Raw genomic sequence first — 23,817 nt, 5'->3', positions numbered from 1 at the left:
AATTGCAAGTTAAAATCCGATAAGAATTCGCTTACTAATCAATTTCTGGTGCATGAGCTACTGGTAATTTGTCAAAATAACCTTTTTTATTCACTTGACGACCACGAGCAATACCCATATCGTGTGAATCAATATTATCTGTAATTGTTGATCCGGCAGCGATAAATACATGATCACCAACTTCTAGTGGTGCAACTACATTAGATCCACTACCAATAAATGAATGATCACCAATGTTGGTATGGTGTTTATTAACGCCATCATAATTAACAAAAACGACGCCGCAGCCGACATTAATATCTTTACCTAAAGTGGCATCCCCGACATAAGTCAAATGACCAACTTTAGTACTCTTACCGATAGTTGCATTTTTAATTTCTACAAAATTACCGATATGAGCAGCTTCACCAATATGTGCTTGAGGACGTAAGTGACTGTATGGTCCAATGTTACTCATTGTTTCCATTTCAGAATCTTCAAGATATGATGACGTAACAGTTACCTTATCATGAATAATACTATCAATAATTTCAGAATGAGCACCAATGACACAATCTTCACCAATGACTGTATTACCTTTTAAGTAAACGCCTGGTTCTACAATTGTATCTGAACCAATTTTAACATTATATTCGATGTAAGTCGTCTCAGGATCAACTAAAGTCACACCATTGCGCATATGTTTTTCGTTAATCCGGCGTTGCATAACTTTAGTTGCAGCAGATAAAGCCACACGATCATTTACACCCATTGATTCAGAGAAATCTTTCATGCGGTAAGCTGCGACTATCTTACCTTGTTTTTTAAGAATTTCCATAACGTCAGTTAAGTAATATTCACCTTGTGCATTATCATTTGTTACTTCATGTAAAGCTTCAAATAAAGTTTTATTATCAAAACAGTACACACCTGTGTTAATTTCTTGAACATTAGCTTCTTGAATTGTGGCATCTTTTTGTTCAACAATTTTTTCAACAATCCCAATATCATTACGAATAATTCGACCGTAACCCGTTGGATCTTCTGCTTGTGCTGTTAGAACAGTTGCAGCAGCACCTTTTTCTTTATGATATTCAAATAATTCACCAAATGTTTTGGCAGTAAGTAACGGTGTATCACCATTAGCAATAATGGTCATACCCTCTTTATCTTTTAAGATTTTTTCTGCTTGAAGGACAGCATGACCAGTTCCCAATTGTTCTGCTTGAAGAACATATTCTGAGCGATTGCCTAACGTTTCTTCAACCTGCTCAGCACCATGTCCCACAATAGTAACAACTTCATCCATATTATTTGCTTCAATTTCCGATAAAACGTGGTCAACCATTGGACGCCCAGCAATCGGATGTAACACTTTATATAGTTTAGATTTCATTCTTGTACCTTTACCGGCAGCAAGAATAATGGCATATTTAGCAACTGTCATTAGATAGTCTCCTCCAATTATATTCTAATATTCTACCTTAATAATAGCTTAAACCCGTATGCGTTGCAAGATTTCGAATAAATATGCTTACTTTATTCGAAATTAAAAAACACTTGATTTTAAATTATTATTGGAATTTTCTAAAAAAAACTTAATGTTAAATTTAACATTAAGTTTTCATATAAATTATCTATTAACTTTTTATTTTTTAAATGTTTTTGTTAAATAATTTCCTTCACTAACATGAATGGTTTTGTCTGTATGATTAATTTCATCAACTTTTAACAATGAACTATAATCATCAACAATTCGGTCACCACTAAAGGCGCCCTCAGCGAAAACGGAAATACCGACTAAGTTTGCTTCAAACTCTTCGATTAAACTCTTCATTCCGTTAACTGTGCCGCCACCCTTCATGAAATCATCTACGATTAATACGTTAGCACCACGTTTTAAACTACGCTTTGATAATTCCATTTTTTCAATACGTTCACTCGAGCCAGATACATAGTTAACACTAACGGTTGAACCCTCGGTAATTTTTGAATCGCGACGCACAATAACAAATGGCACATTCAAAAATGTTGAGACACTTTGTGCGATGGGTACACCTTTAGTTGCAACTGTCATAACGGCATCAATTTTTTGGTCTAAGTACTCTGTTGCAATCAAGCGTCCTACTTGACGTAAAACGTCAGGACGGCCAAGTAAATCAGATAGATAGACATAGCCACCAGGTAATAACCGATCTTTTTCTGATAACTCCTCAGTCATTGATTCAATAAATTCACGTGCTTCTGCTTCATCAATAGATGGAATAAAACGTGCACCGCCAGCTGCGCCAGGAATTGTTTCTAGCGTTCCCGTGCCTCGCTCTCTAACTGTACGTTTTACAATCGCAAGATCTTCACTGATTGATGATTTAGCTGATTCATAGCGTTTTGAGAAATACGTCAAAGAAACCAACGTATGTGGTCTTTCTAGCAAATAACGAGTCATATCAATTAATCGATCGCTTCTTCTTGTTTTCATATATATATCAGGCCTTTCTTTTAAACATATCTAGTATTCAAAGTGTGATTTTCATTATAACCCGTTTTACCGAATAATAACAGTAAAATGCCAAAATATAATTATTAACGTTCGGTTTTTAATGATTTTCTAATAAAAAAACAAGCTATTTTTAAAAGTAGCTTGTTGATTGTTAATATTCGGTTTTATTTTTGTTTATTAATTTGAAGTCTAACGGATATAACTTTAATAATACTGCATATAATGAAAATCGTAATGAATAATAGCGTAATCGTTGCGCCAGGCGGTGTATTAAATTGGTAAGATGACATTAATCCGCCAACCATCCCTATTACACCAACTATCACACCAATTATAATAACCAGATTAAAGCTACGACCCAATCGCATTGCAATTGCTGCAGGTAAAATCATAATTGCAGAAACGAGTAGTGCCCCGGCAATTGGCATCATTATAGCAATCGTCACACCTGTAACTGCGTTAAAACTAATTGACATCAATCTAACCGGTAACCCTTCAGCAAAAGCCGTCTCTTCGTCAAAAGTTAAAACATACATTGGCTTTTTGAATAGTAGGAAGAGAACGACAATTAATACAGTTAAAATTGCTAAAATGATAACCTGCGCTGAACTAATCGTCACAATTGAACCAAATAAATATTGCTGTACACTCATTGAACTGGCACCTTGATTTAAACTCATTAAAACTAAGGCAATTGATAGTCCGGCAGACATCATAATGGCAATTGAAACTTCTGAATACGTACGGTATAAATTGCTTAAAAATTCAATTAAAACTGAGGCAATTAAAACCACAATCAGTGTGGTAATTGTTGGATTAATATTAACAAACAATCCTAACGCGACCCCTGCTAACGAAACGTGTGACAATGTATCTGCCAAAAGCGATTGCCTTCTTAAAACTAAGAATAATCCCAATAACGGCGTAATTACTGCCATTAAAAGTGAAGCAATTAAAGCTCGTTGCATGAATCCATCGAGAAACATCTCCATTGTGAGTCCTCCTTTCTAACTAATTTAATGTGACGATCAATATATTCTGAAACATCTTCATGATCATGCGTTATCATCAAGATACCTTTATGATGCGTATGGGCTTCATGTTGTAATAATTCGTAGAAATCGTGACGCGATTGTTCATCCATCCCTGTTGTTGGTTCATCTAAAATAAATAAATCAGGATCTGCTGCAAAAATACGGGCTAAACAAACACGTTGTTTTTGACCACCAGATAATTCACCAATTTTATGATTCTTAAAGTTCCACATATTAACTGTTTCAAGTGCTTTTTTTATATGTTCATGATCATTTTTATTCAGACGTCTTAACCAACGATTTTGTTGGTAACGGCCTGATGCTACTAGTTCATATACTGTTGACGGAAACCCCGCATTAAATGATGAAATCTCTTGTGGGATATATCCGACACGTAATTTTTTATTATCTAAATTAGTTTTAGAAATTTCAGCAGTTCCTTTAGCCGGATGTAATAGGCCAAGTACATTTCTAATTAAAGTTGATTTTGCAGCACCATTTTCACCAGTTAAAATGACAAATTCACCCGAATCAATGTGGAAATTAATATCTTGTAAAACAGGTTCTTCATCGTAATAAAAGGTAAGATCTTTGACTTCAATATATTTCATCTATTCTCCTTATTTAACAACCGTTTTTAACGATTTTAAATTATCTTGCATAACTGAAAGGTATGTTTCTCCATTTTCGATTTGAACTTTTGATAGTCCTTCAATTGGATTCAATCCTTTAACCTTAATATTTGTTTCTTTAGCTAGCATATTCGCAATTTTACTAGAATCATTAGATTCAGTAAAAATGGTATCTACATGATACTTTTTAATATACGTTTGTAGCTCTGCCAAACGTCTTGGACTAGGTTCTTCATCCGAAGAAATACCCGCAACCGCAACTTGCGTTAGTCCATATTGTTTTGCCAAGTAAGCAAATGCAGCATGTTGCGTAACAAATGTTTTATTCTTAGCATTTTTAAATGTCGTTTTATATTCTTGATTTAATTCCGTTAATTTTTTCAAATAAGCATTTGTTCGTTTTACATAATACTTTTCATTTTTAGGATCTTGCTGAATTAATTCATTTGAAATGTTTTTAACCATTTTTTTTGCGTTTTCAGGATTTAACCAAATATGAGGGTCATAATTATTAGTCGATGAAAATGAACTTTCCTCTTCTTTATTAGCTAATTCAGCCTCTTCACTTTTCAATTCTTCGTTCTCATCAATCATTTTAATTGAATGACTAGAATTTAAAATCTGCGTTTGTTTTTCATCAATACTTGATTTCAAACTTTTAACCCACGTTTCCATATTATTACTACTATAGATAAAGATATCTGACCTCGCAATTTTACTAATATCCTTTGCACTAGGTTCGTAATCATGCGGTTCTGTCCCGGCAGGCATCAACATTGTTATATCTGCGTTATCGCCTGCAACTGCCTTAGTAAATTCATACACTGGGTAAAATGTCGTGATAACCTGTAATTTATTAGACTCTTTCTTAGTTGCCCCTTGCCCACACCCGGTCAATACAACAACTAACATCGTGAGTACTATGCTTACTAAAATTAATTTTTTTTGCATGGTTTCTCCCTCATTTTTTCAAATCGTAATCTAAATAGTAATCAATACCATTACCGACAAATATTAGAATATCATTTTAGGTACAGCTACGTCAACTTTTTTAAGTGTCACTACGGTGTTAAGCTGTCATTCGTATAAGTTCATCTTGTTATAATAACTGTATTTAAAGTCGACCTGTCAGCAAGTGAACCGTTTCCAATTTAAAAGTGAACTATATCATTAGAATTAAATATAATTTACTATTAATATCTTGCGCGCAAAAAGACGCAACATCATAACTAACCATTAGTTACGATGTTGCGTCTCATTATTTTATCTGGTAACTCTTATTTTACTCTAGAATATCTTGATATAATTCTAATCCTAGCCTATTCATTCCCGGAATCTGCTTATCTTCAGTTCCCGATTCTGACATCGCCACAACTATAAATGCCTTTTTATCTTTTTCTATAATGGCAGCATCATTTTGAATACCATATTCGTTGTATTCGCCTGTCTTATTATAGACTGTAACACCAGTTGGTAAGGACGATGGTAATTTAGTTAGATTTTTATTTTCTTTTAGTAAATCTAGCATTGCCTGATCCGATTGGTTAGACACTAATTTATGATTATACATTTTTTTAAGAATTTTACCCATATCTGTTACTGACGTTTTATTATCGATTCCTGAATTAAGGGCATCTGTATCCATCATTTTTCTTTTAATTGTTGTATTAATTGCGCCTAATTTTTTAATTTCTGTATTAATTGAAGCAAATCCACCAAGTTTATCAATCACAATATTTGCAGCAGTATTATCACTGTCATCAATCATTTTTTCTAATAATTCTTTATATGACAATCTAGTACCTGCGCTCATATTCTGGATTTCTCCCGTTCCACCGACCTTATCCGATTCTGATAAAACATAGCTATCCTTTAGGTTGATGGTCCCTTCTTTTTCCATAGAATAAGCTGTAATTAAAATAAATAATTTAATCATGCTGGCTGATCCTTGCGCATGATTATTTTCAACTACCGGTGCACTACCATCTGTTAACGAAACGTAGACCGAATTTTTTCCATCAACGTCATCCATATATGTTGCAATATCATTCTTAATTTTAACTTTATTTAGTACTAAACTATTTTCTGAAGATTGCGTTTTTTCCGATGTTTTCTTTTCTTTTGAGCTAGATACTGCAGTAGTTGTTTCCTTCGTCGGTACACTATCTTTGTGCGTTAACTTTCCAGCTATAAGATAACCGCCACCCGCTATAATAACAAGTAAAATAATTCCTAAAACTATTTTCATCGGGTTGTTATTTTTAGCTCGTTTTTCTGTTATTTCATTGTTTACTATTGGCGCTGCTACTTTATTAGTATCTTGCGCTTTCGGATTAAATTTAAAGCCACAATTATTGCAAAATTGATCCTCAACCTTATTTGCTATGTTGCATTGCGGACATGTTTTCATAGGAGCAACATTTTTATTTTCTAACGGTTGCCCACAATTATCACAGTATAATGCATCATTTTCATTCTGAGACCCACATTTCGAACAAATTTTCATATCTTCACCTCGTAATTTTTAGGACTTTAACTTATCCTTCATTACATCCCTATTTTTTCTATATATGTACTCAATATCTGTTACTCATAAACTAACTATCAACACTTATGTTTCCTCCATACCTTTCCCCAAATATGGCTTTTATTCTCCCAAAGACAATCCCCCATTTTCTTGCAAATTAGATTAATCTAACACGCTACATTAAATCATGTCTTAGTTATAAAGTTAACCTATATTAGGTAGTATGTAAATAGAAGGATGCGTTCTTAACTAGTCGCTTAATTAGTCATTATCTCCAATTTTTTAATAAAAAAAAGTGCTATCACAAAGTGACAACACTCTCTTCCAACAATAGCTGTACTAAATCCACTAATCTTTAATTTCTGCACCCAGAGAATCCTTAAAATGTGACAGTGCCCATACATGTCCAGCTTGATTAAAACTAGCTGTCGCCTTTTCATGAATGACAATCTTATAGCCCAAATTATATGCGTCAATTGCGGTATGCAAAACACAAATATCTGTGCAAACACCAATTAAATGCACTGTTTCAATTGACCGAGCTCGTAATCTTAAATCTAAATCCGTTCCCGCAAAAGCACTATATCTCGTTTTATCCATCATATAAACATTTGATTTATCTTTATGCGCCTGATACCAAGGCTCCAACTCACCATAGAATTTACGACCGTTTGTACCTGCAATATTATGTGGTGGAAATAAATTAGTTTCTGGATGAAATGGGTCATTTTCATAATGAATATCAGTTGCTAAAACAACATAATCACCTTTTTGTTCAAACTCATTCATTAATTCTATCACTCGAGCTTCAATCTCTTGAGCAGGTTTTCCCGCCGTTAAGTGTCCATCTGTCGCTACAAAATCATTTGTATAGTCAATTTCAATTAAGGCTTCCACAAGTTGTCCCTCATTTTCAGTTGTATTTAATGCCTTCAACATAACAAATTATGCTAATTATCGCAATAAAATCAACTTAACGGTCTCACTAGGTAGACCTCTTCACAGAAACCTTTTAAACTATTGTAGACGTGCTGTGCTCGACTTTTTTTACGACATATCGCAAATACAGTTGGGCCTGATCCACTCATTTCTGCTGCATCTGCCCCAAATTTTATCATTTTTTCTTTTAAACGTGTAATTTCGGGATGACGTTCAGCTGTAATCGGTTCAAGCGCATTACCTAGATTATCAATTATGGCATCCATATCGTCGTCCTCAATTGCATTCACAACGGCGTTTACATTTGGATGAGTGAGTCGCGTATAATCAATTTGTCTAATAATAGTTGGTGTTGAAACACTAATCTTAGGTTTTGCAACCACTAACCAAACAGGGGGTAAGTCTTTTAAAATAGCAATCTTCTCACCACGACCCGTTACATGAGCCGTTCTACTATAAACGCAGTAAGGCACATCAGAATCAATTTTTAAACCAATTTTTGCCAACTCTGCTAAAGATAAATTGAGTTTCCATAATTGATTCAAAGCACGTAAAACGGCTGCTGCATCTGATGAACCGCCACCTAGCCCAGCAGCAACTGGGATTTGCTTCTTGATATGTATTTGGGCACCTTTTTTAATCTGAAATTTATCCTGTAAAATTTTTGCTGCTTTATAGGCTAAATTTCGGTGATCACACGGTAAAAAACCACTATCAGTTTCCACTGTAATGTCCGTTCGATCGTCTAGCGATTTGATATGTAAGTAGTCTGCTAAATCAACTGATGTCATCACCATTCGCCATTCTTGTTCACCATCTTGATGGTTAAATGGGGTGTCTAAACTCAAGTTGATTTTAGCTGGGGCTTTTTCACGAATCTCCATGTTCTCACCTAATCCTATAAGTCCTTAATTAACTCTAATTATACTAATTATTTCTAAAAATAAAAGCCTAAGTTAAGATGTTCTAAAAACATCCCTACCTAGGCTTTTATACTTATTTTTAATCTTCAAAATCAATTTCAATATTTTTTGTTAATACGTCTGTGTAGCTATATGAAACGCGCTCGAATGAATTCTCATCTTGGTTTAAATCGACTACAAAAATAGCTGGGAATGTTTCGCGTAAAATCCCTTTACGTTCTGTAGTTTTCTTTCTACCGGCTTGAGCAACTACCGTTAAATTTTTTCCGACTTGGGCATCTAGCGTACCTTTGATGCTGGCTAAAGTTTCTGGCATGATGGGCTTCACCTTCTTATGTGAAACATCATACCATAGTTTCACAAGATTTGCAATTATACCACATCGAACATCAGTAGTTCAATAAGAAGTTAATTAAATTTCTCTTCTACTTTGATAAGATTGTTAGATAAAACAATAAATTCATGAATACTTAGTTTTTCAGCACGAATTTGAGCAGAAATTTCTGATGCATCCAATGCTGCTTGTAACGCTTCACGAATTTCTGGTGTTTTACCATAAATTGATTGTAAATTATTCCATAAACTTTTACGTCGATGTTGGAAACTTCCTTTAACTAATTTAAAGAAGACCTTTTCACTAATTGGGCGTTCAACGTCGCCTTCTTTTTGATTCAAAACAATAATAGCTGAATCAACATTAGGTTGTGGAATAAAGACGGTTCTTGGAACAACGAATGCGACTTCAGCATCCATTTCATATTGAACGGCTACCGTTAGTGATCCATATGTACGACTACCTGGATCAGCTGCAATTCGTTCTGCCACTTCTTTTTGCATCATAACAACGATTTTATCTAATTTAACCGCCGTTTCTAGTAAATGCATGATAATGGGCGTTGTAATGTAATAAGGTAAATTAGCGACTAATTTTAATGGATGCTGTCCATCAAAATGTTCTTCTACTAACGCTGGTAAATTAGCTTTTAAAATATCTTGTTCCACGATATCAACATTATCATATGGACTTAGTGTTTCGCCAAGTACAGGAATCAAATTTTGGTCAATTTCAATTGCTAAAACATGATGTGCACGTCTTGCTAATTGTTCAGTCAATGACCCAATACCAGGTCCGATTTCGATAACGTCATCTTCAGCCGTAATATCTCCGGCGTCCACAATATTCATTAGTACGTTTTTATCTGTTAAAAAATTTTGGCCTAAACTCTTTTTAAAAGTTAAACCATAAGTTTCCATAATTGCTTTAGTTCTAATAGGTGAAGCAATGTCTGGCACATCATTGTTAGCCATGTTTTTCCTCCGTTATTGTCTCGTTAATTTCTTGCAATGCGTCGACGAACTCTTCTGGTGAAATTTGAAATAGTTTCAATCGATTGTATAATTGTTTTCCATTTGTGTAACCAATTTTGAGATACTCACCTAATTTTTCACGCTTAGCTTTGGCATCCGGTCCGGCAATCAATCCTGCCGTTTGTAAATCCTCTAAGCTGATCAATGTTTCGCCATCAGGCATTTCTGTATACAAATGATCTAGCGCTTCACGAATCGCTTCAACTGAAGCATGTTCAACGCCTAAACTCCCTTTATGATCTGGGACAGCTTCACTTTTTTTCAGAAAAGCATGCTGTACATTTGGAACGCGTGCTGAAATAGTTTTACGAATTTTTTCACCAGAAAAATCAGGGTCCGTAAATACAATTACGCCTCGAGTTTCTTGCAACAGTTCAATTTGATCTAACGTTTCGTCACTAATAGCTGAGCCACGTGTTTCAATCGTATCTGCATTAACAGCTAAATGGATACGTTTTGTGTCATCGCGACCTTCAACTACGATTACTTCTCTAATTTTCTGCATATTACCCTATCCTAAATAAGTTTTCGGCATTTTTAAATGTTGCCGCTGCCATATCAATACTTGAACTCTCTCGAATTTTTGCGACAGCTTCCAAGACGTATCTTGTGTATCCTGGTTCATTGCGCTGACCTCTATAAGGTTCTGGCGTTAAATATGGTGCATCTGTTTCAATTAAAATTCGGTTGCTTGGTGTCACTTTAACGGCTTCATGAACTTCTTTAGCACTATTATAAGTCACAATACCACTATAGGATAAATGCATCCCTAAGTCTAAGAATTTCTCTGCCCATTTTGCATCACCATTAAAGCTATGCATAATGCCACCAATATCACGAATATCAGCTTCTTTCAGGATTGTATAAACATCCTCAAAGGCATCTCGATTATGAATAGAAATTGGTAATTTTAACGCCTTCGCAATCTCAACCTGACGTTTGAAAACTTTTTTCTGCGTTTCAATTGGAGACGTATCCCAATGGTAATCTAGGCCCATTTCACCCATTGCGACAACTTTTGGCGACTGTAATTGTTCTATCAAAACTTCTTCAGTCTCCGGTGTGTAGGTTTTTGCCTCTTCTGGATGCCAACCAATTATAGAATATAAATTAGGATAGCTTTTTGATAGTTCTAGTGATTTCAAAATGCTTGGTTGATCAAATCCAACAATTGCCATTTTAGTCACGTCAAATGCTTTTGCACGCTCAATAACTTCAGGAATTTCCGTTGTAAATTCATCAGAATTAATATGTGTATGTGTGTCAAATATTTCCAAGGGATACCTCTCCTTTCTAGCAGTAAAATGAAGAAGGACTAGAGCAAAACCAAGTTTTGTTTCCAGTCCTTACTTTATTTAGCCTACAATTGCGCCATTTTTAATATCTTCATCAACGGTAATTAATTTCAATTTACCATCGTATTCTACAGATAGAATCATTCCTTGGCTAATTTCGCCTTTCATCTTACGCGGTTTTAAGTTCGCAACAATCACAACTTTTTTTCCTAATAAGACATCTGTTTCAGGATAAAACTCTGCTACACCAGACAAGATTTGACGATGATCAGGATCACCAGCATCTAATCTAAATTTCAATAGTTTATCAGCATTTTGTACTTTTTCAACTTGAATAATTTCAGCAACTTTTAATTCATTTGGCTCAAATTGATCAAATGTCGTTTGAGGTAATGTTAAGTTTAGAGCCACATTTTCTGGATTCCAATCTAAAGAATCCTCTGTATCATTAACTGCCATTGCTTTACGCCCTTTCTTCTTATCTGAAACTGTCATTTGATCTTTAATATAGGCAATCTCTTCTTCAACATCTAAGCGTGGGAAAATAGGCGTTCCTTTTTCAACAACGACGCTGTCCATTGGGAAATCAGAGTAGTTTAATTCTTCAATAGCCATATCTGCCGTGTCTAAACCTAATTGTTCAAAAATTTCTTTAGGTGCATGCGTCATAATAGGTTGGATTAAGACAGCAATCACACGTAAACTAGCTGCTAAATGTACCATAACACTATCAAGTTCAGCTTTACGTGCTTCATCTTTAGCTAAAACCCATGGTTGTGTTTCATCAATATATTTATTTGTTCTAGCAACTAATTTCCAGATAGCATTTAATCCATCTGAGAATTCCATTTTATCCATTAATTCAGTATATTCCGTAATTGTATCTTCAGCTGTTTGACCTAAGTCTCCATCAAATTCAGTTACGTTACCCTTTAATGCTGGAATTTTACCACCATCGTATTTGTTAATCATCGCAACAGTTCTATTTAATAAGTTCCCTAAATCATTAGCTAAATCAAAATTAACACGTGAAACAAAGTCTTCTGGTGTGAAGACACCATCATTACCAAATGGTACAGCGCGCATTAAGTAGTAACGGAGTGCATCCAATCCATAGCGTTCTACTAACATTTCTGGATAGATAACGTTACCTTTTGATTTAGACATTTTACCGTCTTTCATTAACAACCAACCATGACCAAAAATTTGTTTTGGTAAAGGTAAATCGAGCGCCATCAAAATAATTGGCCAGTAAATCGTATGGAAACGCACGATTTCTTTACCAACCATTTGAACATCTGCAGGCCAATATTTATCAAATAGTTCAGTATCATCTGAACCATAACCCAAGGCTGTAATATAATTTGCTAAAGCGTCAATCCAAACATAAACAACATGTTTAGGGTTACTTTTAACTTTTACGCCCCAGTTAAATGTCGTTCTAGATACAGCAAGATCTTCCAAACCAGGTTTAATGAAATTATTTATCATTTCATTTTTACGTGATTCTGGTTGAATAAAATCAGGATGATCTTCATAATATTTTAGTAAACGATCTGCATATTTACTCATTTTAAAGAAATATGATTCTTCTTTAACTAATGAAACTTCGTGACCACTTGGCGCTTTACCACCAACCATTTTACCGTCATCATCACGGAAAACTTCAGCCAACTGTGATTCTGTAAAGAATTCTTCATCAGAAACAGAGTACCAGCCTTCGTATTCTCCTAAATAAATATCGCCTTGTTTAAGTAATTTATCGAAGATATATTGCACAGCTTTTTCATGTTGATCATCTGTTGTTCGAATAAATTTATCATTTGTAATTTCAAGGGTTTTCCATAATTCTTTAATATCACTAGCCATACCGTCGACATAAGCTTGTGGTGTTGTCCCTAATTCTTCAGCTTTTTGTTCGATTTTCAAACCATGTTCATCTGTTCCCGTTAAGAAGAAAACATCATATCCTTTTTGGCGTTTGTAACGTGCTAAGACGTCACACGCAATTGTTGTGTATGAATTTCCAATATGTAATTTACCAGATGGATAATAAATTGGTGTTGTTAAATAAAATGTGGGTTTTTCTGTCATTTTTTAAGACCCTTTCCGTATCGTATTTCATGTGTTTTTTAACATTCGTTCTGTATAAACTCCTTAACAGTATATCATAGTTTTCAGCCGATTTTAAGCAATAAAAAGAGACAGTCCGTGAGTTTAACATAGACTATCTCTTTTAAAATTAGCGTGCATATTTTTGAAATTGACGAATAATCATAATTTCTTTTTCAGATAGCTGTCCATCTAAAATGGTAATTAAAATCCGCCCAACCCGTCTTGGATCTTGTTTCAGTGCCGTGATACTAAACGTTATCGCCGCAACCATCAACGTTAGTAGTAACCCTTCACCTTTTGTGAAAACTGTTCCAAATAACGTTATTGGATTTCCACCAAAAAAACTAGAAAAACCAAAGTAAAACAGAATGAAGTCAAAAAACCGCTGAAAATAAGTTAGCCATTGTAATCTAGTCTTTAGATTATTTAATCGAGTAAAAATTTCACTGTGTTCAATCATTTTACAACAGTCCTTCACTATAATTTAATTTTAAAATCAACTAATTGTGAACCATTAAAATTTGTCAAATATCGATGAAATTCATCCTTTAAAATATAGGGTAACACAGGAACTAAATCAGGTGTTAGTCCGACGTTTTGCTTATTCAAAGCCCATTCAACTGGAAAGTCTGCTAAAATACCTTCTCGTGTTCTTTGTGGATATTGTTTTCCAAATGGTTGTTGTAAAGAGATATGAAATAACGCTATTGTAGCTTGATATTCGTCGTCCACTGACCATTCAAGATAACCCGTTGGTCTACATTGAGAATCGGTAATTTTGATTCCTGTTTCCTCATATAATTCACGAAGCATCCCTGCAAGTTCAGATTCTTGTGGTTCACGTTTACCACCAATTCCATTCCAAAGACCAACATATGGTTTTTTCAAACGATTTAATAATAAAATGTTGTTTCCAGCTGTGATAACAGCTAGATTATATTTTGCTAAATCAATCATTATTCAGCAGTTCTAACTATAAAGCGCATCTTAATTGTTTGCATTAATTCTAACACTGTCATATCGTACGTACGTAAAATAACCTCTTTTGAATCCGCATTTCTAGGTACTGTAATAACAAATGCATTTTGTTGATCATTCTTTTGAATACCAACATAAGCTGACGCAAAATTAACATTACTTTTAAATTCAGAATGCATAATATCAAACAATTGACGTACTTCTAATTTTAATTGACGTTCACTGAAAACTGGTGTTAACGTTGCAAACGTATTTAAGTACATTTTTGGTAATTTCCACGCTTCAAGTTGTGCATCGAAGGCTTTAAATAAGGCAACCGTTGCTCGGCGAGCTTCAAAAGGTGCACGTAAGTCATTAGATGTTAAGATTTCCAATAATTTAAGTGCAGCATCTGTTGCGATAGGGTAAAATTCTAAGAATTTTTCAGTAATTTGTTCCATATCTTCATTTTGAAAGAACACCAAAGCATCTAAAAGTGTGATTAATCGGTACATTCCCCATTCATCTGGGCCGCTACCTTCTTTAGGTTCAGCAGTCACTGTTGCCAAGATTCCTTGATAGAATAATTCTCTAATATTATCATCAATAAACCCATTTTCTTCTTGTAATCTAAAAATAGTCCCATGTAAAACCGTATCATAAAGTTGAACAGCCGTCGCATTGATTTTATCGTCGATATTAAAATCATCCGTTGTCATTTTTAACATTAATTCAGGTGCCTGATTAAGTTGCAAGAAAAAATGGAATAGTTCATGCGAAATCAAGTAATCAGGTGCTGTAATATCAGTCACATTAATAATGAAATTTCCATCTTCTAACCGAGATTCTACTTGTTGATGCTTAATAAACCCAACTTTTTCGCCACCATATTGAATTTTAATTTCTCCATCAAATTGTTCTTTAATTGTAGTAATTAAATTTTGTGTATTTTGGTGTAATGTAATCTCAACCATTTAATTATCCCCTTTTTTTCTTAATTCATTTAGTTTTTTTGTTGCAACCTCTGTATCTGGTCGATTCTCATTTTTTAATAACTCAGTTAATTGTGCCACTTCTTCGTCTACAGCGCCAACTTTAACTGCCAGTGATTTTAGTTGAAGACCCATATGTCCCTTTTGAATACCCTCAGAAACAAGTGCTTTAAGTGCCGCTAAATTTTGAGCTAACCCAACACTTGCAACCAAACTAGCAAGCTCTTTTGCTGATCGAATACCCATCATTTTTTTATTAATTTGAACCATTGGGACAATATCAATCGAACCCCCAACAACTCCTATGGGCATTGGTAATTTAATTATGCCAACTAAATTATCACTGACTATCGACCATTTCGTCAAGCCACGATACTGGCCATCTTGGCTAGCATAAGCATGAGCACCTGCTTCAACGGCACGCCAATCGTTTCCCGAAGCAATGAGAACCGCATCAATCCCATTCATAATACCTTTATTATGTGTGACGGCACGATATGGGTCAAGTTGAGCCACTCGACTTGCTGAGACAATTTTCTTAGCTATGTGTTCACCACTAATTTCTGCAGAATCTAACAACGTAAAAGGAATTGAGCAGCTTGATTCAACTAATGAATCTGTTGCGTAGTTGGATAGAATACTCATAAGGACGTCTTGTTTAAACTGTGTTTGCAGCGTTTCACCAACTGCCTCCATCATTGTATTTACACTATTAGCGCCCATTGCTTCTTGAACATCTACTGCTAAATCTACCGAAATTAGATCAGCTGCTAGTTTTCGAACTCTGACCCAACGTGCGCCACCGCCTCGTTTTACAAGTGAAGGACGAGCAGCATTCGCTATTTTAATTAAATTCAATTGTTGTTCATTAATTTGGTTGATAACGTTATCCGCATCATCAATATTTTCTAAAATAACTTGACCTATCATTAAGCGTGATTTAATTTTTGTTGTAAATCCACCCGCAGATGCAATTATTTTTGCCCCATTATTATTTGCCGCAATTACAGAAGGTTCTTCAGTTACCATTGGGACCGTCATCTTTTTTCCATCAACTAAATAATTAAACGCAATACCTTCTGGCAAGGTAAAATCTGCTATATAATTTTCAGTCATCTGATCCCCTAATTCATGATTAAGAGCATGCGTTTCTATTTCTAATTTTTCATCATCTGAAATAAGATTGTCATTTAATAAGGTTATTAATCTATCATGCCATTTTTTTTGATAAAATTTTATAAATTTTGTCATTACCTTAGTCCTTTTTGTTGTTTTTACTTTTAGTAAGAGAAATAATTGGTTTCTTAGCTTATTTTACGCTATTATAGATAGATAATATATTACTTTTAAAAAAAGGGGCGTACTAAAATGAAAAAAATATTAAGTCTTGCCAGTGTGTTATTGATTGCTCTTGCTTTAACCGCCTGCGGTAAATCGAAAGATACAGCATCCGATGTAACACAAACAAAGGGTACATTAACAATCGGATTAGAAGGTACTTACCGCCCTTATAGTTACCACGATAGTAACAATAAATTAACTGGTTTCGAAGTTGATCTTGGTAAACAATTAGCTAAAAAAATGGATTTAACGCCTAAATTTATCGAATCAAAATGGGATTCATTAGTTGCAGGATTAGATGCTAACAAATACGACGTTGTTTTAAACAACGTTGGTGTTACAAAAGAACGTCAAGATAAATACAACTTTACATCACCTTATATTTATTCAAAATCAATTTTAGTCGTCAAAAATAATAACTCTTCTATTAAAACGATTAAAGATATTAAGGGTAAAAAGATGGCACAAACGGTTACAAGTGAAAATGGAGCCGATGCTGAACGCCTTGGTGCTGATGTTGTCTCAACAGATGATTTTGCAAATACAATCAGTTTAATCCTAGATGGTCGGGCTGATGGTACCATTAACAGTAACGATGCTGTCTATTCATACTTAAAAGAAAAACCTGATACGAACATTAAAACAATTTCAACAGGTTCTGAAATTCCAGCATTAAAAGTTGCTGGCTTAATCCAACAGGACAACCCAAAATTACAAAAAGAATTAAACAAAGCACTTAAAGAATTACGTGCTGATGGCTCATTATCAAAACTATCAAAAAAATATTTTGGTAGCGACATCACAAATAAATAATTCCAAAAGGACTGGTGCAAAATCCATTTTGTCATCAGTCTTTTTTTATTAATAATAGATTAAGAGAGGTTCCGCGTTTATGAAACTTGTTATTGATTCACTCCCAACCATTTTAGAAGCTGGAATTCGCTACACTATCCCTTTGACGATAATTTCATTCGTTATCGGGATCATCATCGCAATTATCACCGCACTAGTTCGAATATCAGATATAAAAAAAGGCAGTACCTTCACCCAAATTTTAAAAGGGATTGGTAAAGCATTCTTTTCATTCTATGTTTGGATTTTCAGAGGAACGCCTTTGATTGTGCAATTATTTATCCTATTTTATGGACTACCTAGATTACCAGCACCTTATACAGTTGAATTCGGCGCATTCAGTGCCGCTGTTATTGTTTTTTCATTAAACGTTGGTGCTTATGCATCGGAAACAATTCGTGCAGCTATTCTATCAATTTCAAAAGGTCAGTGGGAAGCTGGTTACGCCATTGGTATGACACACACAACCGTGTTATTTCGCGTTATTTTACCACAAGCAGCACGGGTCTCACTTCCACCTTTATCAAATAGTTTCATTGGTTTAATAAAGGATACGTCATTAGCCTTCTCAATCACGATTGTCGAAATGTTTTCCGTTGGTCAACAAATTGCGGCAAGAACTTATGAACCTATGACCTTATACTGTGAAGTAGCGGTCGTTTATCTAGTCTTTTGCTCAATTTTAAACGTTGGTCAATATTATCTAGAAAAAAGAACATCGCGTTACATTAAAAATAACTAGGAGGTCTTAACTTTGATTAAATTTGAAAATGTTAATAAATACTTCGACCAACATAAAGTCTTAAAATCGTTGTCATTTGAATTACCAGAAAACGAAACAACCGTCATCGTTGGTCCTTCTGGTTCCGGTAAATCAACCTTATTACGCTCATTTAATTTATTAGAACAACCCGAAGAAGGTCTCTACTCATTAGATGATAAAAAGATCGACTTTACCCAACCAATCAGTGAAAAAACAATTTTGGAAGTTCGTCGTGAAACAGGTATGGTTTTCCAAGACTATAACTTATTTCCTCATTTAACTGTTTTGAAAAATGTTATGGAAGGACCCCTTCACGTTTTAAAGGAACAAAAATTAATTGTTGCACAACGCGCTGAAGAACTTTTAGAATTAGTCGGTCTTTCAGATCGTGCTAATTACTATCCAAGCCAGTTATCTGGTGGTCAACAACAACGTGTAGCTATTGCTAGAGCAATGGCAATGAATCCTAAATATTTATTATTTGATGAACCAACTTCTGCACTAGATCCTGAATTAGAAGCAGAGGTTTTAAGAGTTCTACTTAAGTTGGATATAGAAAAAAAATCAATGGTTATCGTTACTCATAATATGGCCTTTGCAAAAGCTGTTGCCAATAATATCATTTTTCTAGAAGATGGCAATATCTTATTTAATGGTTCACCAGACGAATTTTTCAATCACCCTACAGAACGCATTCAAAAATTTTTATCAGCAATGACATTCGAAGATATTTTACCAAAATAAAAAGACATCAATTTTTGATGTCTTTTTATTTACCTAATTTAGTTGTTAAATAACCTTCTCGGACACCACTTTCAGAAAAAATGACACCAACAGAATTTAAATATTGTCCCAGAACAACAACTGGTGCAATTCCACCTACAATAATATCCGCACGGTTAGAAGCTATACCACTGACTTGTGCACGCTTTTTAGTCGTCAAGCCTACCAAGTCCTCAAAAGTTAATGAAACTGCCTTACGTGACAATTGATAGCCATTAATTGCCTCCGTATTAATTAGCTTCTGTTTTTTGCGGTTTAAACGTCCAATAATTCGATTTGAGCCGCCAAGTAGTACGAGGGGCAACTCCATTGCTTCCTTCAACCACTCCAACTTTTGAAAAGCGGTCACCAAGTACTCCATTAACTGAAATAATTCTTTACTCGTAATCTGTTCATTTTTTAAATATTTTTCGGATAAAGTCACTGCACCAAATGGCAAACTCACAAGATGTACCACTTTTCGATTAACCACATGGATTAATTCACTGCTTGCGCCACCTGTATCCAAAATCAAGCAATCATGAATTGGTAAGGCTTCCATTACACCCATATAATCGTAATAAGCTTCATCATCCCCACTTAAAACTTCAATATCAGCACCAACTGCCTCTTTAATTCGACGTAAAAATTCTTTTTGATTTCGAGCCATTCGTACAGCTGCAGTGGCAATTCCATGTACAGCAACCGGTCCATAAATATCATATTGTTTTTTAAAACTAACTAAGGCTTCAATTGTCCTAGCCATCGCATGTTCCTGTAACACTCGGGATTTCCCCATCCCTTCAGATAATCGTGTTTCCGATTTTAAACGCTTAATTTCTTTAAATTGTCCATTATCAAGTTGTTCGTTAATTGATAATCGAACCGAATTTGAACCCAAATCCAATAAAACAAACTTTTCCATTATTACTCACCTCATACTAAATCAAAGAAACGTTTCACAACCGAACTAGTTAAAATAATTAATTCCAATCGCATCTCTAACTTCGTTCAATGTTTGGTTTGCAACAGCATTAGCTTTATCACTACCCGCTTTTAACATTGCATAAATGGCTTCAGGATCTTTAGCTAATTCAGCTCGTCGTTCACGAATTGGAGCTAACTCAGCTTCAAGTACTTCATTTAAATAACGTTTAATTTTAACATCGCCTAAGCCACCTGCTTGATACTGGGCCTTAAGTTCGGCAACTTTTTCAGTATCTTTATCAAAGATATCAAGATAAGTAAATACCATGTTACCCTCAACTTTACCTGGATCTTCAACATGAATATGATCTGGATCTGTATACATTGACATTACTTTCTTCTTCAATGTCTCCGCATCATCGGCAAGGAAAATCCCGTTTCCTAGTGACTTACTCATTTTTGCATTACCATCTAATCCAGGTAAACGTCCTTGCCCTTTTGGAGGGAAGACACCTTCTGGTTCAACAAGAATATCTTGTTGATAAATTGTATTAAAACTTCTAACGATTTCGCGTGTTTGTTCAATCATTGGTTCTTGATCATCGCCAACAGGTACAACTGTTGCTTTAAATGCTGTAATATCTGCAGCCTGGCTAACCGGATAAACAAAAAATCCGGCAGGAATACTGCGTTCAAAATTCTTTTGTTGAATTTCAGCTTTAACTGTAGGATTACGTTCCAAGCGAGAAACAGTTACCAAATTCAAGTAATAACTTGTTAGTTCCGTTAATGCAGGAATTTGAGATTGAACAAAAATAGTTGATTTGTTTGGATCAATACCAACCGCTAGATAATCTAACGCTACTTGAATTAAACTATTTTTAATTTTTTCCGGATCACGTGCGTTATCTGTCAAAGCTTGTTGATCAGCAATCATGATGAATATCTCATAATCACCAGAATTTTGCATTTCAACACGATTCTTTAATGAACCGATGTAGTGCCCGATATGTAGTTTCCCCGTAGGTCGATCCCCTGATAAGACTACTTTTTTTGTCATATTTACGCTCCCTTTCTATCTATAAAAAAAGTCCTATTGTTAGTAAATAACAATAGGACGACTGTCTCGTGGTACCACCTAAATTGCAGAATAAAATTCTGCCACTTACCGATAAGGAGGTTACCCAAAATTCTCATATATCCAATTCAGTCCGCCACCATACCTTCCAGCAAAATCAGTATGTCCCTGTTCTAGTTGGCGTTCCTACTTCGCAATAATCAATGAATTATCTATTAGTGTAAGTGTAGCGTGTTCAACAGAAAAAATCAAATAATATTAAATACTAGACGAATATTTCAAAAACCTTTAAACTAGGTCAATAGTACAAAGGGGGCATTAAGATGTCAGAAGAAGAAATCGAACAAAATAGAGTTGATTCAATTATTACTGAAATTAATCACCAATCTATTAAAACAGCCGAACTATGTGAAAAAGCACATAAAGAAACCTCATCAGTTGAAAAAAACTATGTAGATAATGCCAAAATCAATACTTTTGAAGTTGATGATAGAATTGAAACGAATGCCGAAGTGCAACAACAGAAACAATTGGTCGCCACGACTATCCAAACTGAAGAAATATTAGAAAAACAGGTTCATACTTTAAAACAATTAGGCGATTCACCTTATTTTGGACGTATCGACATCCAAGACGATGGCGATCCAGAACAGGAACAACTCTATATTGGTCTAGCCTCTCTAGTAGATGATCATCAAAATTTTCTAATACATGACTGGCGTGCACCTATTTCAAGTATTTATTATAACGGCGCATTGGGTCATATTTCTTATAAGACACCACAAGGAACTCAAATGACAGAATTATCCAAAAAACGTCAATTTCAAATTAAAGAAGGTAAAATCCTATCGATGTTTGATACCAATGAAACAATTGGCGATGAATTATTGCAACAAGTTTTAGGCGAACAAAGTGACACACAGATGAAAAATATTGTTTCTACAATTCAACAAGAACAAAACACAATTATTCGAGATACAACAAGTGACTTATTAGTTGTCCAGGGGGTTGCCGGAAGTGGGAAAACATCCGCTATTCTACAACGTATTGCATTTCTACTCTATCACTCAAGAACATCACTAAATGCGGATCAAATTATATTATTTTCTCCAAATCTACTTTTCAGTCACTATATTTCCGATGTACTACCTAGCCTGGGCGAAAAGAACATGAGACAAGTCACGTTAGCCGAATTCTTCTCTAATCGTTTTCAAGGATTAAAGGTTGAAACCTTATTTGAAAATTATGAGTCAAACAATAAACATGCTTCATCTGATTTAAGAGGTAATGCACTTTTAAAAAAAACAATTGAAAATTACTTAAATGCAGTAGATTCATCTGAATTAGCCTTCACAGATATCATTTATGAAGGTATCCCGTTCTTTAAAAAAGAAGAAATCGCTAATATATTTACACATCTACCACATAATATGTTGTCATCAGATAAATTTACCGCAACAAAAAATACACTAACAAAACGATTAAAAACTAGAATTGCCGAAATGGCAGAATCTGATTGGATGCGTGAAGAAATTGATTCGTTATCTGATTCTCAATATGAAACATATTTAAGTGATTATGAACGCGATGAATTTGATAGTATTGATAAAGAAATATCATATATTGGTACCATTATATTAAAAGATCGCTTTAATATTGTATATGATGCGATTTACAATAATTATTTTATTGATATTTATGAGCAATATGCTAAATTCCTTGAAATTACAATTTCAATAGAAGAAAAAAAATCATTCCAATCAAACTTAGAGCTTCATAAAATCACGTTATTAGATGCCACACCACTACTATTGCTACGAGACTTACTAACGGGTGATGGTCAAAATAGAAATATCGAACATCTTTTTATTGATGAAATTCAAGATTACTCTCCGCTGCAACTCTTATATTTAAAAAATTGTTTTCCTAACGCTAAATTAACACTTTTAGGAGATAGTGAGCAAGCTTTATTCTATGATTTAATCTTACCAGCTAAATTTTTAGAAAATTTAAATCATATTTTACAAGTTAAAAAAACTAATTTAATTATTTTAAATAAAAGTTACCGATCAACATTTGAAATTACTAATTTTGCAAAATCATTGCTACCAGACGGAAATAGCATTGAATCATTCACACGTCATGGCGAATTACCTAAAATATACTTTAGTAAAACCCGGGCTTCTGCACTAGCATCTTTAATAGCCCTAATTAAAAATGGTGATACTAATAACCAACCAGTAACTATCATCACTAAAAATTTGGCTGAATGTAAATTACTATATAGTGAACTCAGATCATTAGTAAAATTAACAATGGTTACAGATGGCGACAGAAAAATTCCAGAAGAAACAATAATATTACCTATTTATTTAGCTAAAGGCTTGGAATTTGATTCTGTTATTGCTTTTGATATTTCAAAAAAAAATTATATTTCAAAAAATGATCTTGGTACCCTTTATACTCTTTGTTCACGAGCAATGCATACCTTAACTATCTTTTCCATTGAGTCACTATCTCCGTTGCTTACGAATTCCATAAATAATTCTAGTGTTTTGATTGTTTAAATTTAGGTTGATTTATTTTTAATATTACTATAGACTTTTATAGTAATGCCGCTTTAGCTCAGTAGGTAGAGTATCACCATGGTAAGGTGGGGGTCACCGGTTCAAATCCGGTAAGCGGCTTTTTATTTTACAATCGCATAAAAAAAGGACATTAACAATTATGTTAATGTCCTTTTTTTATTTATTATTAGCATGGCAACGTCCTACCCTCGCAGGGGGCGACCCCCAACTACTCTTGGCGCTAAGAAGCTTAACTTCTGTGTTCG

General features: G+C 34.4%; 22 protein-coding genes, 1 tRNA gene, 1 rRNA gene and 1 pseudogene. 5 read left to right on the top strand and 20 right to left on the bottom strand.

What is annotated here, in order from left to right:
- Positions 1–34 precede the first annotated feature (34 nt).
- The 17 genes and pseudogenes from glmU to AC1RPN_RS06090 all read right to left on the bottom strand — a co-directional run.
- Positions 35–1,426: a bifunctional UDP-N-acetylglucosamine diphosphorylase/glucosamine-1-phosphate N-acetyltransferase GlmU gene (gene glmU / locus AC1RPN_RS06170; RefSeq protein ID WP_481761788.1), complete on the bottom strand. Its 1,392-nt coding sequence runs from the start codon at positions 1,424–1,426 to the stop codon at positions 35–37.
- A gap of 201 nt (positions 1,427–1,627) precedes the next feature.
- The gene (gene purR / locus AC1RPN_RS06165) at positions 1,628–2,458 is read right to left on the bottom strand and encodes a pur operon repressor (RefSeq protein ID WP_409021938.1); all 831 of its coding nucleotides are present in this window, start codon (positions 2,456–2,458) and stop codon (positions 1,628–1,630) included.
- Between the two features lie 185 nt (positions 2,459–2,643).
- A complete protein-coding gene (locus AC1RPN_RS06160) occupies positions 2,644–3,471 on the bottom strand; it encodes a metal ABC transporter permease (protein ID WP_481761789.1) in 828 nt (275 codons plus the stop codon).
- Positions 3,432–4,124 (bottom strand): metal ABC transporter ATP-binding protein, encoded by a 693-nt coding sequence (locus AC1RPN_RS06155; RefSeq protein ID WP_481761790.1) that lies wholly within the window; start codon positions 4,122–4,124, stop codon positions 3,432–3,434. The genes AC1RPN_RS06160 and AC1RPN_RS06155 overlap by 40 nt, the downstream gene beginning before the upstream one ends.
- 9 nt (positions 4,125–4,133) lie before the next feature.
- Positions 4,134–5,096: a metal ABC transporter substrate-binding protein gene (locus AC1RPN_RS06150; RefSeq protein WP_481761791.1), complete on the bottom strand. Its 963-nt coding sequence runs from the start codon at positions 5,094–5,096 to the stop codon at positions 4,134–4,136.
- A gap of 331 nt (positions 5,097–5,427) precedes the next feature.
- Positions 5,428–6,651 carry a serine hydrolase gene (locus AC1RPN_RS06145; RefSeq protein WP_481761792.1) on the bottom strand — a complete coding sequence of 408 codons (1,224 nt, stop codon included), beginning with the start codon at positions 6,649–6,651 and terminating at the stop codon, positions 5,428–5,430.
- A 369-nt stretch (positions 6,652–7,020) separates the two neighbouring features.
- A complete protein-coding gene (locus AC1RPN_RS06140) occupies positions 7,021–7,611 on the bottom strand; it encodes a cysteine hydrolase family protein (RefSeq protein ID WP_481761793.1) in 591 nt (196 codons plus the stop codon).
- A 29-nt stretch (positions 7,612–7,640) separates the two neighbouring features.
- Complete coding sequence (gene ispE / locus AC1RPN_RS06135; RefSeq protein ID WP_481761794.1) at positions 7,641–8,495, bottom strand: 4-(cytidine 5'-diphospho)-2-C-methyl-D-erythritol kinase; 855 nt, start codon at positions 8,493–8,495, stop codon at positions 7,641–7,643.
- Between the two features lie 118 nt (positions 8,496–8,613).
- Positions 8,614–8,850, bottom strand: coding sequence for a Veg family protein (locus tag AC1RPN_RS06130; RefSeq protein WP_409021932.1), 237 nt, complete (start codon positions 8,848–8,850; stop codon positions 8,614–8,616).
- Positions 8,851–8,942: 92 nt separating this feature from the next.
- Entirely contained in the window at positions 8,943–9,842 is a 900-nt protein-coding gene (rsmA, locus tag AC1RPN_RS06125) for a 16S rRNA (adenine(1518)-N(6)/adenine(1519)-N(6))-dimethyltransferase RsmA (RefSeq protein ID WP_409021931.1), read from the bottom strand.
- Positions 9,835–10,407, bottom strand: coding sequence for a ribonuclease M5 (gene rnmV / locus AC1RPN_RS06120; RefSeq protein WP_409021930.1), 573 nt, complete (start codon positions 10,405–10,407; stop codon positions 9,835–9,837). Before rnmV ends, rsmA begins: the two co-directional genes overlap by 8 nt.
- 1 nt (position 10,408) lies before the next feature.
- A complete protein-coding gene (locus tag AC1RPN_RS06115) occupies positions 10,409–11,179 on the bottom strand; it encodes a TatD family hydrolase (RefSeq protein ID WP_481761795.1) in 771 nt (256 codons plus the stop codon).
- A 78-nt stretch (positions 11,180–11,257) separates the two neighbouring features.
- Entirely contained in the window at positions 11,258–13,291 is a 2,034-nt protein-coding gene (metG, locus tag AC1RPN_RS06110; RefSeq protein WP_481761796.1) for a methionine--tRNA ligase, read from the bottom strand.
- Positions 13,292–13,439: 148 nt separating this feature from the next.
- Entirely contained in the window at positions 13,440–13,772 is a 333-nt protein-coding gene (locus tag AC1RPN_RS06105; RefSeq protein WP_409021927.1) for a hypothetical protein, read from the bottom strand.
- 17 nt (positions 13,773–13,789) lie between these two features.
- Positions 13,790–14,269, bottom strand: coding sequence for an NUDIX domain-containing protein (locus AC1RPN_RS06100; RefSeq protein WP_481761797.1), 480 nt, complete (start codon positions 14,267–14,269; stop codon positions 13,790–13,792).
- A complete protein-coding gene (locus tag AC1RPN_RS06095) occupies positions 14,269–15,243 on the bottom strand; it encodes an IpaB/EvcA family protein (RefSeq protein ID WP_481761798.1) in 975 nt (324 codons plus the stop codon). Before AC1RPN_RS06095 ends, AC1RPN_RS06100 begins: the two co-directional genes overlap by 1 nt.
- Positions 15,244–16,515: pseudogene (locus tag AC1RPN_RS06090) on the bottom strand (hydroxymethylglutaryl-CoA reductase, degradative); the annotation flags it as partial.
- A 114-nt stretch (positions 16,516–16,629) separates the two neighbouring features.
- Here AC1RPN_RS06090 and AC1RPN_RS06085 point away from each other — a divergent pair.
- The 3 genes from AC1RPN_RS06085 (at position 16,630) to AC1RPN_RS06075 (ending at position 18,961) form a co-directional block, all read left to right on the top strand.
- Positions 16,630–17,415 (top strand): transporter substrate-binding domain-containing protein, encoded by a 786-nt coding sequence (locus tag AC1RPN_RS06085; RefSeq protein ID WP_481761799.1) that lies wholly within the window; start codon positions 16,630–16,632, stop codon positions 17,413–17,415.
- A 79-nt stretch (positions 17,416–17,494) separates the two neighbouring features.
- The gene (locus tag AC1RPN_RS06080; protein ID WP_481761800.1) at positions 17,495–18,196 is read left to right on the top strand and encodes an amino acid ABC transporter permease; all 702 of its coding nucleotides are present in this window, start codon (positions 17,495–17,497) and stop codon (positions 18,194–18,196) included.
- 12 nt (positions 18,197–18,208) lie between these two features.
- Positions 18,209–18,961 carry an amino acid ABC transporter ATP-binding protein gene (locus AC1RPN_RS06075; protein WP_481761801.1) on the top strand — a complete coding sequence of 251 codons (753 nt, stop codon included), beginning with the start codon at positions 18,209–18,211 and terminating at the stop codon, positions 18,959–18,961.
- A gap of 25 nt (positions 18,962–18,986) precedes the next feature.
- Here AC1RPN_RS06075 and AC1RPN_RS06070 read toward each other — a convergent pair whose 3' ends face one another.
- Both AC1RPN_RS06070 and trpS read right to left on the bottom strand, forming a co-directional pair.
- Positions 18,987–19,904, bottom strand: coding sequence for a Ppx/GppA phosphatase family protein (locus AC1RPN_RS06070; protein WP_481761802.1), 918 nt, complete (start codon positions 19,902–19,904; stop codon positions 18,987–18,989).
- A gap of 45 nt (positions 19,905–19,949) precedes the next feature.
- Positions 19,950–20,966, bottom strand: coding sequence for a tryptophan--tRNA ligase (trpS, locus tag AC1RPN_RS06065; protein WP_481761803.1), 1,017 nt, complete (start codon positions 20,964–20,966; stop codon positions 19,950–19,952).
- 341 nt (positions 20,967–21,307) lie between these two features.
- On the opposite strand from trpS, the gene helD reads away from it, so the two are divergent.
- The gene (gene helD / locus AC1RPN_RS06060; RefSeq protein WP_481761804.1) at positions 21,308–23,551 is read left to right on the top strand and encodes an RNA polymerase recycling motor HelD; all 2,244 of its coding nucleotides are present in this window, start codon (positions 21,308–21,310) and stop codon (positions 23,549–23,551) included.
- 47 nt (positions 23,552–23,598) lie between these two features.
- Positions 23,599–23,671 (top strand) — tRNA-Thr (locus AC1RPN_RS06055).
- Between the two features lie 70 nt (positions 23,672–23,741).
- Here the strand turns inward: AC1RPN_RS06055 and rrf are convergent.
- A 5S ribosomal RNA gene (gene rrf, locus AC1RPN_RS06050) occupies positions 23,742–23,817 on the bottom strand; the annotation flags it as partial.

This window comes from Dellaglioa sp. CoH-57-MRSF-20 (assembly GCF_056781955.1).
Note: the sequence above shows the minus strand (reverse complement) of the source record. Positions and strands in the feature narration are given on the sequence as shown.